This window comes from Paenibacillus pabuli NBRC 13638, from assembly GCF_001514495.1.
In the GTDB taxonomy this organism is placed as follows: domain Bacteria; phylum Bacillota; class Bacilli; order Paenibacillales; family Paenibacillaceae; genus Paenibacillus; species Paenibacillus pabuli.
This window is the reverse complement of record NZ_BCNM01000001.1, coordinates 844,980-861,158: the sequence shown is the minus strand read 5'-3', so window position 1 is coordinate 861,158 and position 16,179 is coordinate 844,980. Positions and strand designations below refer to the sequence as shown.

The following is a 16,179-nucleotide window of genomic DNA, read 5'->3' as shown; positions in this document are numbered from 1 at the left end:
CATCCTTTATTCTTTTTCTGGCTGTGTTCCCATTTCACTCTTTATTTATACATTTATGATTTATTTCTTCCTTCATACGATAGATTATTAAATAAAGATTCCAGAGGAATTTCTAGAATATGAAGTAGCAAATATAAGTTATATGCACTAATCATATGCCTACCTCGCTCAATGTTGGCTAGGGAAGAGCGGGCAAGAGGGTAACTCTGACAAATCTCTTCTTGTGTTTGCTTTTTCGATTTCCGAAGATCTCTTAGACATTCTCCTAGCCACTTATAGAACTGTTCTTCTGACATTTGAACCCCTCCATCTATAATTCTATTACTTCTTAGTATGTTCATAGATAGGCACTAGTTATACATAGAGGGTATAAAAAAGCTTTTTTTTGTTTATAACTTAAACAAATTATGAAGGGATGTTCTTTGTGGAGAAAAATCAAGGCATTAAGTATCATCCTATCAAGATTTTAAGAAGTAAGAAATATGGAAATAATTATTGGACTTCACGTGGAAACAAAGTAAATAAACGCAATATTGAGCTATACAGTGATTTGGAGTTTGATCACTGGCTTACTGTGGAAACAAATCCGGACGTTCTAACGTATTGTGAGCAACCTTTGAAAATATCATATGTTTTAAAGGGGCAATTACGTACAAGCATATTTGATATGTGGACTTTGAATCAGGATGGTAAGGAAACCTTTGTGGAAGTCAAATATGAGAAAGAACTCACATCAAATCATCCTAAATACGATCGAACCAAACGTCAGATTGAGGCACAACAAGAATGGTGCAGATTAAATCACAAAGCCTATGAAGTTCGTACTGAGAAAACCATTAGAAGGGGGCGGCATTCAATAGAAAACAGAAAATCCATTGTCACTGCAGTTCTGAATAGTGAAATGCCCGCTTGTATCTCAGATGTATTGGCTCGTATAACGGTGCGTAACAAGAAGATTCAAGAAATCATCAAAGAGATATCTTGTTTTAAAGCAGAAGATGTAAATTTGGCACTCAAGTGGTTATATTACACGGGCAATCTCACAGTAGACATTGAAAACCAAATTTGGGGAAGCCAAATGGAGGTATGTAAAAATGAGTAGAGCACGTATCTATGAAAAAACTGGATTAGAGCAGGAACAAATTAATCCTGTACATTGGCTCAGTGTAGATGAAAGTTCAATTAAGGAGCCGATGCGTACGAATTACATTCAGCGTAAAAAAGCCGTTTATATGTACTTTAGTAGAGATAGATTAGAGGAAATCCAAGAATCGACTGGAGTTTCTCCTCGAAACTTGAGAAGGTTAGTTCAACGTTGCATGCAGTATGATCGAGATGGTGTCGTTTTAGGGTTTCGGGGATTAATTCCACAGAAAAACGTAAAAGTGTACCAACTTAACGTATTTAATAAAAATCAAAATAACAATAGAAAAACAGGTGAATTTAATCGATTTCTTGATATGTATCCTGATATTAAGGAACTAATCGAAGATTTATATCTGGGAAGAAAGAATCGCTCCTTGGAGCCAGTAATGAAAGTAAAGCACGTCCACAAACGATTTATAGAAGAATGTCGGTCAAAAGGAGTAACTTACTCAGATTATCCCCTTAATACAGAATGGATGGGATATAAAGCAGTACAACGTTACCTTAAGCAATTAGCTCTACAGAATTTCAGGAGATCCGTCGCTCGACATGGCAATGATGCAATGCAAAAAGCAAGACATGTGGGAGAGGAAACACAAAACCATATTTCAAAGTTATTCCCATTCCAAGAAGTTCAGTTTGATGCTCATCGTATCGATGGTTTTTATGCAGTAGATTTGACTACACCTGATGGAGATCTGGTAACTAAGCTTCTGGAGCGTTTTTGGATTCTAACAATTATTGACGTGGCTACTCGTAACATTCTGGGATACTCCATAAGTTTGAGTAAAGAATATAGCGCCAGTGATGTCATGCACTGCGTTCGTAATTCAGTTATGCCACATAAGCAGCTAGATCTGACAATACCTGGTTTATCGTATCAATCTGTTGGTGGATTCCCTTCAGAAAAGTTTCCTGAACTAACCTGGGCAGTTTGGGATGTGATTTGTTTAGATAATGCTAAATCACATTATGCCAAAATGGTAAAAGATCGACTGGACAACTTAATTGGTTGTTCTATTAATTTAGGGCCTGTAGCACTACCAATGAGAAGGGGCATCATTGAAAGATTCTTCAAAACACTGGAGGAAAACGGATTTCATCGTCTACCAAATACTACGGGTAGCGGGCCAAATGATCCACGAAGAAACAATCCTGAGCAGAAGGCTCTTCGCCTAAACATTACCTATGATCATTTAAAACAACTGATTGATGTACTGATTTCTAACTACAATGGCACTCCTCATGGTGGAATTTATCACCAAACACCTCTCGAGCTTTTGGAAAAAAGAATGACGACAACTGGAATAATGCCGAGACGTCTTGAAGAAGCCAAACGATCGGAGTTGCTTTTTATGCAGACTACTCAAAAACGAACTGTAAGAGGCTCTTTGAAATCCGGTAAGAAGCCGTACATCCAGTTTGAGGGCGCTGAGTATCGAAGTGAAAGGCTTGCTAACTCAGCTTACTTGTTAAACACAGAACTTGTGCTACATGTAAACGTGGATGACATTCGAACGTTAAAGGCTTTTCTTCCAGATGGAAGTGAATTTGGTTATTTAACAGTAGCCGGCCGATGGTCACTTACAGCTCATTCTCTACAAACTAGAAAGGCCATTAACTCTCTAGTTCAAAGAAAACTACTCCACTACACTACTTGGGATGATCCTATTTTCGTTTACACTGACTATCTCATGCGTACAAAAAAATCAAGGAATATGACAAATAAAATTACACAAGTTCATGAAGTAAGTAAATATGAACCTTCTAATTCGCCCAAAGAACAAATTAAAGTGTTGGAAGAAGCCCATCGACAAAACGAGTTATTAGATAATGTAAGAGAAGAGCAACTCAAAAAAGAGAAATTAAATGAAATGGATATATACGATCAACTATTGAAACAATTCAAAACAAAATCTTTTTAATGAAGGAGATATTTTCACATGAACAAACCTTCGGTTCGTATCGGAACACATCCGATTGAAATTGGTCACTATCTGCTGCCAACTAAAGAAGTTCTTCGACTAATTGAAAGTTTAAAAAAAATTGTTATGAATCGCTTACCTGGGATGATTGTATATGGGCGCCCCAGAATAGGAAAAACATTTGCTATAAAATTCGCAATTGAGAATTTCCCCACATACATCGAAGCTCCATTACCAATCTTGATTGCTAATACCAATTCCTATAAAGTTCCTAGCGAAGAAAAGTTTTTTGTTGACATGTTAAATGATTTTAAGTTTCCTTTTATAAATAGAAGAAAGCCATCCGATTTGCGAAACCAAATTGTCAATCTGTTAATGGAGAAAGCTGAAAAGTCCCGTTTAAGAAGAATTATACTTATCATGGACGAAGCGCACCGGCTAACTGAGTACCATTATAACTGGTTAATGGATATCTATAATCAGTTGGATCGTGAGAAGATAAGTATGTCAGTGATATCTGTTGGGCAAGAGGAACTGTTGGGAAGACGAACATTCTTTCTCGAACAAAAAAAGTCACAGATTATTGGTCGCTTTATGACTCATGAACATCGTTTTTTTGGTCTTACTTCCGTTGAGGAAATAAAGCGTGTTCTGCGATGCTATGATGAACCAGAAATATCTTGCTATCCAGAGAATAGTGGATGGAGCTACACACGTTACTTTTTTCCTGAGGGATTTCAAAAAGGTTATCGACTTGAGATGGATGCTGATACAATTTATCAACAATTTATGTCGCTTCGAAAAGAACATGGAGTATCCTCTGATCTAGAAATTCCGATGGAATATTTTACTTATGGCATTGAAAATGCGTTGAAAATTTATGGAGCACATGGCGAACAGTTAGATTGGATTACTTCACAACATTGGTTGGAAGCAATTAAGCTTTCTGGTTACATTGAATCTGAGATTTATATGGCTTTAGCACACAAGGGAGCTAACTAAATGAACGTCATTTGGAGAAAAGAATGGCTTTATGAATATGAGTCACCCTGGTCTGTATTCGAGAAATTAACTCTAGTTAACTTAGCTGATCGAAACGAATTACTTCGTTATTTTGGAAATGAAAATATAAAAAACGTAAAGCATGACGTTGGTGATAAAAAGAGGGAGCTTATGGAATTGAAAAGTTTCAATGAAGAATTACTATATCAAACTTTAAAAATTAATCTAAAGGAACACAATAATCATATCATTCAATCCTTGATTAAGCCTTTTCATGGTTTGTATAGTTCCTGGGAGCATTGGTTTTACAAAGACCTGCATTGGTGTGAACGTTGTTTAAGCGGGGGATATCATTCTTGGTTTCATCAGTTTAAACTCTTTGACGAATGTGTATTTCATAAGAGTAATTTGCTTAACTCATGCCCTAAATGTAGAGGGAAAATACCATTCTTGTTAACAAACAAACAATTGGATCATGCATTTATGTGTAAGTGTGGGCATTCTCTCGCACACTTACATTCATCTAGTTGGAATGAATGGATGGGACCGAACCATCTAGACCAAAATATACTCCGATGGCTTCAAAACTCAGATGATAATAAAAATCAGTTCAAATGGATCATTCATGCACAACACTGCAACTTAAAATCGTTAATCAAAGCTTCTCCAGAGGAAACTATTGAATTTGACGATTCTAACCCTATTCAGCATGATCAATATTTTTCCAGCCCATTCCAAAATAAATTATTACGTGTTTGTTCCGCTGCATACCAGAGAGTAGAAGAAGAACTACTAACAACTGTATTGGAGGAACATAGACATTGTATTTCTCAACTAATGGAACTCAAAAAAACAGATGAATTAGCTGATTTCCCGACTATATGTACATATGCATATGCCTATGTATTTTGGAGAAAATCTCTGTTGAACAAAGAGTATTTTTACTGTGATACCCTGTGTAGAACAGTAGATAATGATTCTTTTTATAGAGGACCATTGATCATAAGAGATCACTTAGAATACTTTGCGGACCAAATCATTAGTTATCAAATGAGAAGTGCAGGGGGGATTAATCAAAACGTATTATTCTGGGTATTAGAAAAGATAATAACTAAATTTAGTGCAAACTTTTTTATTGATTGGTTGAAAGTTGCAGGCGAAAGAAGTATGGAAGCCAGTGTACCTCAATGGAACGAAATTGAACAACTAAGAGATAACAGTTTCCCAAACATAGCAATAAAATATATTAAATGTGAAAATTCTTCATCATGCTCAATTGAGTTTTATCATCTAGATGAAATTCAATCGGGATCTAAATGGAAATGTCCGCATCAGGATGAGCGTAACAAAGAAGAGATTAAATCCATGAAATCTTTTACACCTCAGAAAATCGCAATGCTCGTTATGAGTAACCCTAATGAGGAGAACTTAAAGCTACAAAAGTCAGTAGATAAATATGTGAAAAGATTAAGTTTTTAAACCCGTTAATTTTCGATTGATGAAAACTTAACGGGTTTTTTTTATTTAGAATGAAGAGAAGAACCAATCGTTAATGGGTACAAGTTCTTGTCCTTTAACGGTACAAGTTTTTGTCCTCCGACACATAAGAAAATGTGTAACAACTTGAACCTATGCAGATCTTATACATATGTACAAAATACGAGTTTTGTGAAACAGTAGTTTGATTTTTAAAGAAAACCCTTTATTGCGTTATCAAAATCACATCACTTCACATTACATGGATAAATGTGGCTTTTTATTTTTATAACCCCCGAGAATTTTTCAATTTCATATGGATAAATATGTGATTCAACATCTCTAATATCGTATCTCCACAATTCAGCTATCCAATCTATCCAAATATAATATGCACTCATTCCAGCTTTAAAATGAGCGCATATTATATTTGATACCAAAACTGAATCGACTTCTTTTTATTTTATCCTAAGTCATTTTTAATTCCCGTGCACCCAAAATTTAATAATACTGTTCCAGGTATTGGATTCATTGCCTTGCCCGACATAACGAATAAATTTGGCCTGAACCGGTTCAAATTCAAATGTTTCATAGGCAGCCTGTTTTTGACTGGCGACGTTACTTAATACATTTTGGTAATTAGTACCATCTGTTGATATCTCCAAATCAAAATAATTGGATCGCGTATGTCCATTATAGAATTGAATGCTTACCTGCCCTACTTGGGTTTGTTGCTCAAGCTCTAACTGCAGGTATTGTCCCTTTCCATCTGCAGACCATCTGGAGTCCGGATCACGATCGATCGTATGGATCGGCAGATTGCCATCATCTGCACTTGCCGTAACCTTGGTTACGACAGCGAACGGTCCTTCCGGTTCGGCCATAGGCTCTTTGACTTCAAATTTCTCCCGTGCCTCGATCGTTACACCATTAAAGACGCAGCTCACGATGATGTCGACCTTTCCCGCTTTTACTGCATGGAAGGTAGTTCCTTCCGTATATCCGATCGCATCATCACTTGATGTGTACGTCACAGGAACGTTCAACTCTGCAATGTTTACGATCTCACCATTATCTAATGTTAGAAACGAGGATAATTCTCCGCTTTCGCCTGCGCTTATCGCATTACCTGCGACTCTCCAGCCGGGTACTGCTTTATTGGGACTTATGGAGATGTTCTCTGGAAGTACGGGTGTATCCGCTACCTTAAAATTCACCCGCACGTTCTGGGTGTGACCCCGATACGTTACAGCGATCTCTCCGGTTCCATTTGTTCCTTGCGGTTGCTTAATTTTAACCTTTGCATCCTTTGCAAAAGCTTTTGCAGAGATGATCGGCGTCTCGGTTGTATCATAAGGCAAAGTGTGAACGTAATCCGTTCTTAGGAACTGCATACCCCCTATAGCTTCGCCATTGACCAACAGGGATTGAAGTCCCAGATGAATATCTTTGATACGCTTTTTGCTCTGGTCCTGATATAAACTTTGCGGGGATAAACGATCGCCCTGCCCAATGCCTTCCGCCATATCAAATGGCTGCGTATTCGCATCCGGAATGGAACCAACAATGTTGACGTTCACGCCGGTGTCCTTCCCTTTTGTTCCAATGACATATCCATTCCCGAATTGTTCTGATTCTACAATAACGCCGGATTTACTAGGGTGTGCCGCCTGACCAGTCGTATTCCAGAACACACTTTCCGTGGTTACCACCCCATGACGATTCGTTTCTGATGATCCATAGTTACGCGTAATGGCAGAGATCCCGTCCCCGTTAACGACCAGGTTATCGATCAGGTTCGCCATGCTCAAGTACATATGAAAATCAGTTAATAATGAAGGCTTCTCGGAATACGCACCTTGCAGCACATTCCCGTTCGCAGAGAAGTTGGCATATGTGAAGCTATGTCTAGCTCCGATCGCCTTACTGTTCTTGATGAGATTATCATTGCCTATAAATTGATATAAATAACCGTTCCCATTCGCTCCACGATACTGCGGGTACTGCATGGTTACATGATCCACAGTGACGTTCTTCGTACGATCCAGAATAATACCTTTGGATAACAGATGGTAATCTGTATTGCCAGCGGGCTTATAGGTGTTAATATTTCGAATCCAGCTGTTCGCCACTGCAATCACATTGACCGCTTTGGCATTATCGGCTTCATATCCAGCAGTCCCAACGACTTTGAAGTCGTCTTCACCAAGTCCTGACTTCGCATTTTGAATGTTTGCGATCGAGAAATCTTCCAAACCTACTTCGACAATCGGATCTGCGGTCTGACTAATCGTAATATTATCGCGCAGCTTCATTGGATAACGCGTCGGAATGTCTAGTGTGATCGTTTTGTTCTCCGGATCTACGCCTATGATTTGGCGATAGAATAACGGTTCTACTTTACCAAGACGTGACGACCACTTGTTTTGCATGCCAAGTTCACGTAAGAAACCTGGCGTCGTTTCGAATGAAATGACCACATAATCATTCACCGCAAACCCACTTGTATCCTCAACGGGCAGCAGGACGGTTGGATCGGTAACGGATTTGCGAAGTTTCGTAGAAATTCCGGTTTTCTTCCAATCTCCGTTACCGATCCGGATGATATCCTTGTTTTTCATATTTTGCTGTGCATTATAGATATGAGTCATATTCATCCCGTCACCTTTCAGGACTATACGACTTGCAGGAATGTTTAGTGCATAATCCTTGCCGTCCTGAGGGTTAACCTGATATGTACCCTTGGGAAGATACACGACACCCCCACCTAACGCAACAGCAGCATCAATTGCCTTTTGAATAGCCTGCGTTGCATCACGGCCTCCTGAAGGGTCAGCAAAATACGGTGCTTTCGTAACGTCGATACGTTTGTTTTTTGCCGTCTTCGGTAGTTCGGTTTCCCCGCGCCGATAACCGGCATACGAAAAGTCATGCAGAAACCTTCCCTGTTCATCTTTAAATCCTGGATACCAATCGTTTGGATAGAGCCTGCTTCTGCCATCCGTACCCAGAGACAGATTCTCACCCGCACGATCAATAGATGGCTGTGAGTCACCCTCTGACGCTCGAACCTCATGGGTTCCAGGTACAGACCATCCAACCGTCAACGTAAATGCCAACAATAAAGAAGGCCATTTTCTCCTCCGCATGCTTTCGTTCTCCTCCTTTTGGATTTCAGAGTATGTGAGCGGTTTCAAGAAACCCTGTAGTCACCTCCGATCCTGCTCAAGCAAGAGTTATGTGCATGCCAACTCAGCATGTCATAACCGATTGTAGAGCATGAGGGAACGAAATTACATCAACAAAAACGACACTTTAATGCCCATTTTATACAATATAAGGATTTATTTAGAGGATACAGCACGATTATACCGCTCTAAAGCCTGCTGCTGAATCTCAATCGCGCGATCAATCTGTAATGACTTGATTTGCTCGACGTACGTATCGTAGGCATCCACCGGCTCAATACCAAAAATGATTTTAAGCGACATCTCGTCCACCACTTTGTTCACTTCCTGCATGATGACTGACATCTCCGTGCTTTCTTTCTCGGTTTTGGGCAGAGTCGGCACCTGATGCAGAACAGCATCCGTGCTGGACCATAACTGCACCGCCTCTTTCTGTTCCGGCAAAATATAATATTGTTCCATATATCGCGTATCCTGCACAAAAGGACCGAAATAACTCGCTCTGGTGTACATCGCAAGCGCTTGGGCCGGGGACCACTTATCCGGGTTTTTCAAAATAGTTTCCGTATACGCCGGATACCCGTCTTTCATCTCAAAACTGACACCTTCAATGCCAAAGTTGAACAGTAAATGTCCCTCAGGCCCATACCCGTAGTCCAGCATCCGTGCTGCTTCTTCTACATGACGACTGTTGCTGGATATGGCGACTCCACTGGAACCGATTGCGGGAGCAAGTTGACCAAACTTCGGGCGATCTCCTTTGTTCATAACAGGATATGGTGCTGGTACAAGTTTTGCATGAGGGTCCGCCTCCTGCAAGATAGGTAACCATGTGCCGATCCCCGCCCCTGCATTCCAGATACTCGCGCCGCTGCGTCCTGTAGTCATGTTGGTATCCTGAGTCTCCGAATCGACGGCAGCCAGATTCTTGTCAATGAGTCCTTCCGCATACCATTCACGAAATAAACAAAGAAACTGCTTATATTCAGGTTCCTGTGCCCCAAACTTAATTTGGCCATCTTCCACGTAAAATCCCTTTTTAATGCCAAAAGCGCCAATAAAACCGCCGCCTTCAATACCAAACAACGGATTTGGAACACCGAGGAAAGTAAGCGGAGCTTCAGCTCCCTTCTTGTCCTTAAATGCCTGAAGCATCGTATGCCATTCGTCGATCGTAGTCGGTACATCGAGTCCAAGCTCATCCAGCCAGTCTTTTCGGATAATCGGCCCTTGATAGGTTCGCAGCTTATCATCTCCCTGAATAAAGGGAAACGCGTAATAACTTCCACTCGCTGTGCGAATCTGCATATCAATGTCGGGATGCTCGGTCAGGTACTGCTTCAGATGAGGTGCGTATTGATCAATAACATCGTTTAATCGCAAAATATATCCGTCTTTGATCGCTTTCTCCGGCCCACCGGGATAATTGCTCCACTCGTATTCAATCATATCCGGCAGTTCCCCGGATGTAAGCAGCACATTAATCGCTTCTTTGGCCTGATTGGCGGGTGGCCGGATGAATTGAAGGTTGACTCCGGTTCTCCGCTGCCATTCCTGAAAAAAAGGAACTTCATTGAAGCTGGACTTAATGCTTGCTGCATTGCCATTCAATTCTGCCCAGTAGGTCAATTTCCCATCGTTATTGGGAGCAGCAATTGAAACGGTCTGGAACTCTGATGAGCCGGAACGTTCATCCAGCTTGGTATCCGAATCGGTCCCGTTCTGATCGCAAGCAGCCAGCATGCCCAGCAGCAGGATGAATCCTGTCACCTTTGCTATAAATGCCAACGTCCTTTTTACGTTCATGTTCCGGTCTCCTTTCCAATCAACTGATTTCTTTATATTTACCGGGCGTAATGCCTTCGTATTTCTTGAATACCCGGATGAAAGTTGCTGCATCGTTATACCCGACCAATCGGGATATTTCGGTAATGGATTCCTGTTTATGCTCAATCATTTCTTTAGCCTGTCGGATACGGCACTTATGAATGCAGTCCAACAGCCCCTCACCGGTCTGATTCTTGAAGAGTTTGGACAGATAACTGCCCTTAAGCTCAAAATGTTCACCAATTGCGTTGACGTTCAAATTCACGTCCGTATAGTTACTCTCAATATATTGAGTCACTTGGGTGCTGAGATGACGCAGGGAATCCTCGCGTTCTTGTGACACATTGGTTGCGCGCTTGTCGGTGGCATAGGCACATACCTCTTCAAGCAAGTTCTGCAAAGCCTCCTGCATCTCCTGAATGGTATCCCCGGCGAGAATATCATCAATCCGATGCGGGTAATGGGTTAGCATGTTATTATCTCTGTCCCCCAGATCATTGATTGCCTTAATCATTGTACCTACCAGGTTAAAAATCAGGCAACGTGCGAGTGTAAGCGACATAATCGGTTTAACAAAATTTCGCTCTGTAATCTCATTCATATAAGCACTGGCTTGGTCGGTATCTCCCGCTTTGATAAAATTAAGAAGCTGCTGTTCTACCTGAAGCGGATAGTAATAACCAAACGGGTCATCCCCCATCGCTTCGCTGCGTATATCGCCATAAGTAATAATGCCTTTCTTGCCAAGCACCATTTTGTATTCCATCGCATCTACCGCTTCCTGGTAGGCTTCTGCGATACCAATCCACGACGTATGGCGTCCACTGATAGAGATTGTCAGTTCCATATCATAGCGCTCCAGAAAGCGCTGTGCTTCGGCCGCAATGTGATGAAGATCCTGGTTCCAATCCGAAGAATCCGCTTTCATATTTACAAGGCAGATCATCATATCATCAACTTCTGCGACATATCCGACGTGCTGACGCTCTGAAGCCAGTTCTTCAACCACATTGGAAATAATGAGATGGATCAATTTGTTTCGTTCGTTGATATCAATGCCCGGCAGCTTTCCATAGAGATTCTCTTCATTTTCGATGACAAATAGGATAACAGCAAACTCACTTGAATAGAGCGGCATATGAAAGGAACGGAATGCATCTTCATAAGGCACGAGCGTATCCTGTTTGCCTTTCAGAAGCCGATTAATCATATTGGAGCGCAGCACCTGCTGATGTTTCTGCAGCTGCTGGGCAATCTCGTTCTTTTCCGATCGTGTGTTCATGATGACCTTCTGAATAAACCGAAGTTCATTTCGATCAGCGGGTTCGTTCTGCGTATTTTTGTCTTTTAGTGATTCCACGAGCTGTTGGATTGGGGAGTAATTCCGGCGCATGAAGAACCAGGTCAGTACACCCGCACTAATGAGACTCACCACGATACTGATATACGTAAAATTGCGTACATACACTGCCTTTTCCCAATACAGACTGCTGGGGATAATCAATGCGTATTTCAGATCGGATGCCGAGGAGTCCATGTAGAACATCTCCGACTTGCCAACCCTGGCGTTATCCAATTGAACCTGATTGCCATTCATGAATGGCTTCAATTCCTCCGATCCGGGATGATTGCTCATCAAAATCTCGTTATTCTGGTTCAGAATCAGCAGCGTGGCATCACTAAAACCCGAAATGCTCTCAATTGCTTCCTGGAATCTTCGCGTATCCGCCATGACGACAACCGTACCGGTCTCCTGACCATTCAAATCATCAGGCAGACGTGTAATGTACGCAATGGAAGACTCCGCCGGAGCTGCATTCTGATGTGGCAGTATAACGAATTGATTCGTCTCTGCACCCACAATCTGATCCCGCCACGCTTCGAAAGACATTGCACCTGTGTTATGTAGGGTATGAAATGCCGTTCGCATATCCCGAATATTACCTGAACGGAGAATGGATTGATCTTTTTTCCACACGACGTAGAATTCATCGATGGATGCGTATGATGTTTTATAGAGACGAAGTTCCTTTACCAGTTGGTAAGCCGTGTACGGCGCCTCTTTGGCGGGCTGATTGGAATACATCAGTGTTTGCAGATTTGGGCTCCACGTCATCTCCATGTTTAACCGCTTCATAAGATCAACTTGTGTATCGATCGTATATCGCATCTGCTTCAATAAGGAATCGTTGGCCCGATGTATTTCACTCTTCAATGTCTCATTCGCTTGCATGTAAATAACCAGACTGATCAGAATCGGCACAATCAAAACAGCACTGTAAGAGACAAGCCAGGTCACAATTATGCTTTCTCGTTTTTGCCACAAATATCGAATGTTTAGCAACAGCTCATCACCCAACTCTTCGTAGATTGTCTATGTTTGGATCAGGAATTTATTATAACGGCAAGAGCGCGATTGGGATATAGATAAAAAGTTCAATTCGATTGACAAAAAGGGTGGCAAGTACTGAGGATCCCCGTCAAATCAAGCGCAAATAGCCCGAATAGACCACTTTCGTCTACCGGGCATTCTGGGCCAAAACGCGTATTTATTTGAATTCATTTTTGAATAGATGAGAATGTTTTCGAAATTTTCTTAGAGCATTTTTAGAAAATACGATGCTTCCATCCGTTTAATTTGGCACTCGCCTCAACGTAGAAATAGTCACCGTATATGAGTGAGACGTTCACGTTCTGACCTGCCGGTTTATGTCCGGTTCCCTTGAGAAGCATACCTTCGTGCTCAGGAAGATCCCAGGTTCCATAATGATCCCGCAGGGAACTCAGGATACGTTTGGCTACGGTTGCATAGAGTCTGCCCTCCGGTTCAGGAAGTACATCTGCAAGTTCAATCAGTCCAGAAGCAGCTATTGCACCAGCCGAGCTGTCTCGTGGAATCTCCTCCCCTTCCTCGGGCTCAGCACGGAAATCCCAATGCGGAACGTGATCCTCAGGCAGGCTGGAAATGAAGAAGTTCGCGACGCGCTGTGCAGCATCCAGATAAGCCGGGTCCTCTGTATATCGATACGTATTCGTTAATCCATATAAAGCCCACGCCGCTCCCCGACTCCATGCCGAATCCGGCGCCGCTCCCTGACCCCCTATCGCTTCTGCACGTTCACCTGTCTCGGGATCAAAGCGAATGATATGATGCACAGAACCATCTTCCCGCACAAATTGCTTCATGACCATATCCGCATGAGCTTTGGCGATATGGCTGAAACGAAGATCTCCACTTTCCTCAGATGCCCAGAAGAGCAAGGACAGGTTCATCATGGTGTCGATGATCGACCAGCCCAGCATGTCTCCATTCCAGGCCCGGATGAAGCTGCCTTTGGTATTAAAGCGTCCAGCCAGGAAGTTCGCGGCAAATAAGGCACGCCTTGCGGCATCGGCATCTCCGGTGAGCTTGTATTTGATGACGGCCGTAGGCAGGAAATGAAAGCCCACGTCGTGATCAAAGTAGTTATTTTCGAGAAACCGTTCCGATAGCCGCTCATCCCAATTCCATGCAGCCTCTTTATACGTCTCATCACCCGTCATATCGTACACAATCCATAACATCCCCGGCCAGAATCCTGAGGTCCACCAATCAATTCTCATATCGTCATAGATGCCATTTGCTCCAGCGACATGCGGAGACTTTTCACCTATGGCAGCAAGCATCTGATCGGCTTTACTCTTGATCTGATCCCATACGTCCTTGTTCACTTCATTTAATACGCTCATGTAACGTCATACCTCCTTACCGTTCTTCGATTCTCTGGTTTAACCCTTCAATGAACCAACCATGACACCTTTCACGAAAAAGCGCTGCAAAAACGGATAGATGCACAGGATTGGTATCGTCGCTACCATAATCGTCGCATACTTGATGGTTTCCCCGATCTGGAAGCGATCCCCAGCCGATGCACCGGCCGACATGCTCTCTGTAGAATTGGCGATCAGAATCTCACGCAGCACCAATTGCAATGGGAACAGTTCTCGGCTTTTGATAAACACAGATGCATAGAACCACCCGTTCCACTTATCGACCGCGTAATACAGAATCATCACGGCAATGACTGGCATGGACAACGGAATAATAATACGGAACAAAATGGTGAAGTGATTGGCCCCATCAATCTTGGCCGACTCTTCCAGGCTGTCCGGTATGCCCATAAATGACGTTCGCATGATGATCAGGTTAAATGTGCTGATGGCAAAAGGCAGAATGGTCGACCACAATGTATCTAACAGGCCAACGCCTTTTACAACCAGGTATAGTGGAATCAACCCGCCGCCGAAGAACATCGTGAACACGATAAAGAACATGAACACCTTGTTCCACATTACGTTTTTACGGGAGAGCACATACGCACCAAGCGCAGTCATGAACAGGTTGACGATGACGCCGAACACAAGAATAAACAATGTATTACGGAAACCTGTGGCAATACCTGGATTGGCTAGTACGCTCTTGTAAGCTTCCAGACTAAACCCGACCGGTTTCCACAGGAGACCTTTGTTTGCTAACAGCTGCGCCGAATCACTTAAGGACGCAAATAACACGTAGAGCAGCGGATACAATGTGACGATGACAAGCAGGATTAGAAATGTATAATTCAAAATCGTAAAGACTCGGTCAAACCAACCGCTTTCCTTAATCAAAGTTACCACCTCACCATAAGCTGTTTTGACTCACTCTGCGGCTGATATAGTTCGCCGAAATCAGAAGAACGAGATTGATCACCGAGTTAAATAGACCGACTGCCGAGCTGTAACTCCATCCGAACTCCAACAATCCCTTTCGATATACGAAGGAGGAGATGACATCAGCTGTTTCATAGGTCACCGGATTATAAAGGAGAATGATTTTCTCGAACCCGACATTCAGCATATTACCCATCCGGAGAATGAACATGATCGTAATAATAGGCAGCAATCCGGGCAGTGTAATGTGAAACATTTGCTTGAGACGGCTCGCTCCGTCGATCTTTGCAGCTTCATACTGCTCCAAGTCGATGCTCATCAATGCAGCGATATAGATAATGGATTCCCAACCGATCCGCTGCCATATTTCAGACAGGACATAGATCGGACGGAACAGCTCCGGCTTTTGCAGAATCGCCTGACCGTCGTATCCGAGCATCATGATGAGACGGTTGATTAAACCATCCGCGTTCGTGAAGTCCGTAATAATACCGCATATGACGACGAGAGAGATGAAATAAGGCATATACGTTATCGTCTGAACGACCCGCTTGAACGTGCGCTTGCGTACTTCATTGATGAGCAGCGCCAGAATGATCGGTGCGGGGAATTCAAAGACCAGCGTGTACAAACTGATAAGAAGGGTGTTCTTCAGCACACGCAAGAAATAATAACTGTTGAAAAACTCTTCAAAATGCTTCAGTCCAACCCAATCACTCCCCAAAATGCCCTTCATCGGAGAATAATCTTTAAAGGCAATAATTGCGCCGTACATCGGACCGTAATGAAATATTAAATAATATCCAATAACGGGAATCATCATGATGTACAAATACTTGTTCATCATGAAGTCCCGCACGAACCGGCTTCTAAAGGATTGACGATTGCTCATGATGTACCTTTTCACCTCTTTTCAATCGGGA

11 protein-coding genes are annotated in these 16,179 nt (G+C 42.4%); 4 read left to right on the top strand and 7 right to left on the bottom strand.

Going from position 1 to position 16,179, the window contains the following annotated elements; translation table 11 throughout:
- Positions 1–53: 53 nt before the first annotated feature.
- Positions 54–296: a helix-turn-helix domain-containing protein gene (locus tag PPA03S_RS03365; RefSeq protein WP_062319765.1), complete on the bottom strand. Its 243-nt coding sequence runs from the start codon at positions 294–296 to the stop codon at positions 54–56.
- A gap of 128 nt (positions 297–424) precedes the next feature.
- Between PPA03S_RS03365 and PPA03S_RS03360 the strand changes: the two genes are divergently transcribed.
- The 4 genes from PPA03S_RS03360 to PPA03S_RS03345 are packed head-to-tail and all read left to right on the top strand — an operon-like array spanning position 425 to position 5,552.
- Positions 425–1,102: a TnsA endonuclease N-terminal domain-containing protein gene (locus PPA03S_RS03360; RefSeq protein ID WP_062319764.1), complete on the top strand. Its 678-nt coding sequence runs from the start codon at positions 425–427 to the stop codon at positions 1,100–1,102.
- A complete protein-coding gene (locus PPA03S_RS03355; protein ID WP_062319761.1) occupies positions 1,095–3,071 on the top strand; it encodes a TnsB C-terminal domain-containing protein in 1,977 nt (658 codons plus the stop codon). The genes PPA03S_RS03360 and PPA03S_RS03355 overlap by 8 nt, the downstream gene beginning before the upstream one ends.
- Before the next feature lie 18 nt (positions 3,072–3,089).
- Positions 3,090–4,073, top strand: a complete 984-nt coding sequence (locus PPA03S_RS03350) for an AAA family ATPase (RefSeq protein WP_062319759.1) — start codon at positions 3,090–3,092, stop codon at positions 4,071–4,073.
- The gene (locus tag PPA03S_RS03345; protein WP_062319757.1) at positions 4,074–5,552 is read left to right on the top strand and encodes a hypothetical protein; all 1,479 of its coding nucleotides are present in this window, start codon (positions 4,074–4,076) and stop codon (positions 5,550–5,552) included.
- Between the two features lie 476 nt (positions 5,553–6,028).
- Here the strand turns inward: PPA03S_RS03345 and PPA03S_RS03340 are convergent, their stop codons facing one another.
- The 6 genes from PPA03S_RS03340 to PPA03S_RS03315 form a co-directional block, all read right to left on the bottom strand.
- Positions 6,029–8,698 carry a discoidin domain-containing protein gene (locus PPA03S_RS03340; protein ID WP_062319755.1) on the bottom strand — a complete coding sequence of 890 codons (2,670 nt, stop codon included), beginning with the start codon at positions 8,696–8,698 and terminating at the stop codon, positions 6,029–6,031.
- A gap of 195 nt (positions 8,699–8,893) precedes the next feature.
- A complete protein-coding gene (locus PPA03S_RS03335; RefSeq protein WP_062319753.1) occupies positions 8,894–10,543 on the bottom strand; it encodes an extracellular solute-binding protein in 1,650 nt (549 codons plus the stop codon).
- A 19-nt stretch (positions 10,544–10,562) separates the two neighbouring features.
- On the bottom strand, positions 10,563–12,890 hold the full coding sequence (locus PPA03S_RS03330; RefSeq protein WP_245683497.1) for a helix-turn-helix domain-containing protein: 2,328 nt from the start codon (positions 12,888–12,890) through the stop codon (positions 10,563–10,565).
- Between the two features lie 281 nt (positions 12,891–13,171).
- Entirely contained in the window at positions 13,172–14,230 is a 1,059-nt protein-coding gene (locus PPA03S_RS03325; RefSeq protein WP_411835330.1) for a glycoside hydrolase family 88 protein, read from the bottom strand.
- A gap of 102 nt (positions 14,231–14,332) precedes the next feature.
- The gene (locus PPA03S_RS03320; RefSeq protein ID WP_062319747.1) at positions 14,333–15,214 is read right to left on the bottom strand and encodes a carbohydrate ABC transporter permease; all 882 of its coding nucleotides are present in this window, start codon (positions 15,212–15,214) and stop codon (positions 14,333–14,335) included.
- A 10-nt stretch (positions 15,215–15,224) separates the two neighbouring features.
- Positions 15,225–16,148, bottom strand: coding sequence for an ABC transporter permease (locus PPA03S_RS03315; RefSeq protein WP_062319744.1), 924 nt, complete (start codon positions 16,146–16,148; stop codon positions 15,225–15,227).
- Positions 16,149–16,179 lie beyond the last annotated feature (31 nt).

Excerpts from the sequence above, each read along its gene's own strand:
- PPA03S_RS03365 (WP_062319765.1), bottom strand. The coding sequence starts at position 296 with ATGTCAGAAGAACAGTTCTATAAGTGGCTAGGAGAATGTCTAAGAGAT.
- PPA03S_RS03355 (WP_062319761.1), top strand. The coding sequence starts at position 1,095 with ATGAGTAGAGCACGTATCTATGAAAAAACTGGATTAGAGCAGGAACAA.
- PPA03S_RS03350 (WP_062319759.1), top strand. The coding sequence starts at position 3,090 with ATGAACAAACCTTCGGTTCGTATCGGAACACATCCGATTGAAATTGGT.
- PPA03S_RS03345 (WP_062319757.1), top strand. The coding sequence starts at position 4,074 with ATGAACGTCATTTGGAGAAAAGAATGGCTTTATGAATATGAGTCACCC.
- PPA03S_RS03340 (WP_062319755.1), bottom strand. The coding sequence starts at position 8,698 with ATGCGGAGGAGAAAATGGCCTTCTTTATTGTTGGCATTTACGTTGACG.
- PPA03S_RS03335 (WP_062319753.1), bottom strand. The coding sequence starts at position 10,543 with ATGAACGTAAAAAGGACGTTGGCATTTATAGCAAAGGTGACAGGATTC.
- PPA03S_RS03325 (WP_411835330.1), bottom strand. The coding sequence starts at position 14,230 with ATGCTTGCTGCCATAGGTGAAAAGTCTCCGCATGTCGCTGGAGCAAAT.
- PPA03S_RS03315 (WP_062319744.1), bottom strand. The coding sequence starts at position 16,148 with ATGAGCAATCGTCAATCCTTTAGAAGCCGGTTCGTGCGGGACTTCATG.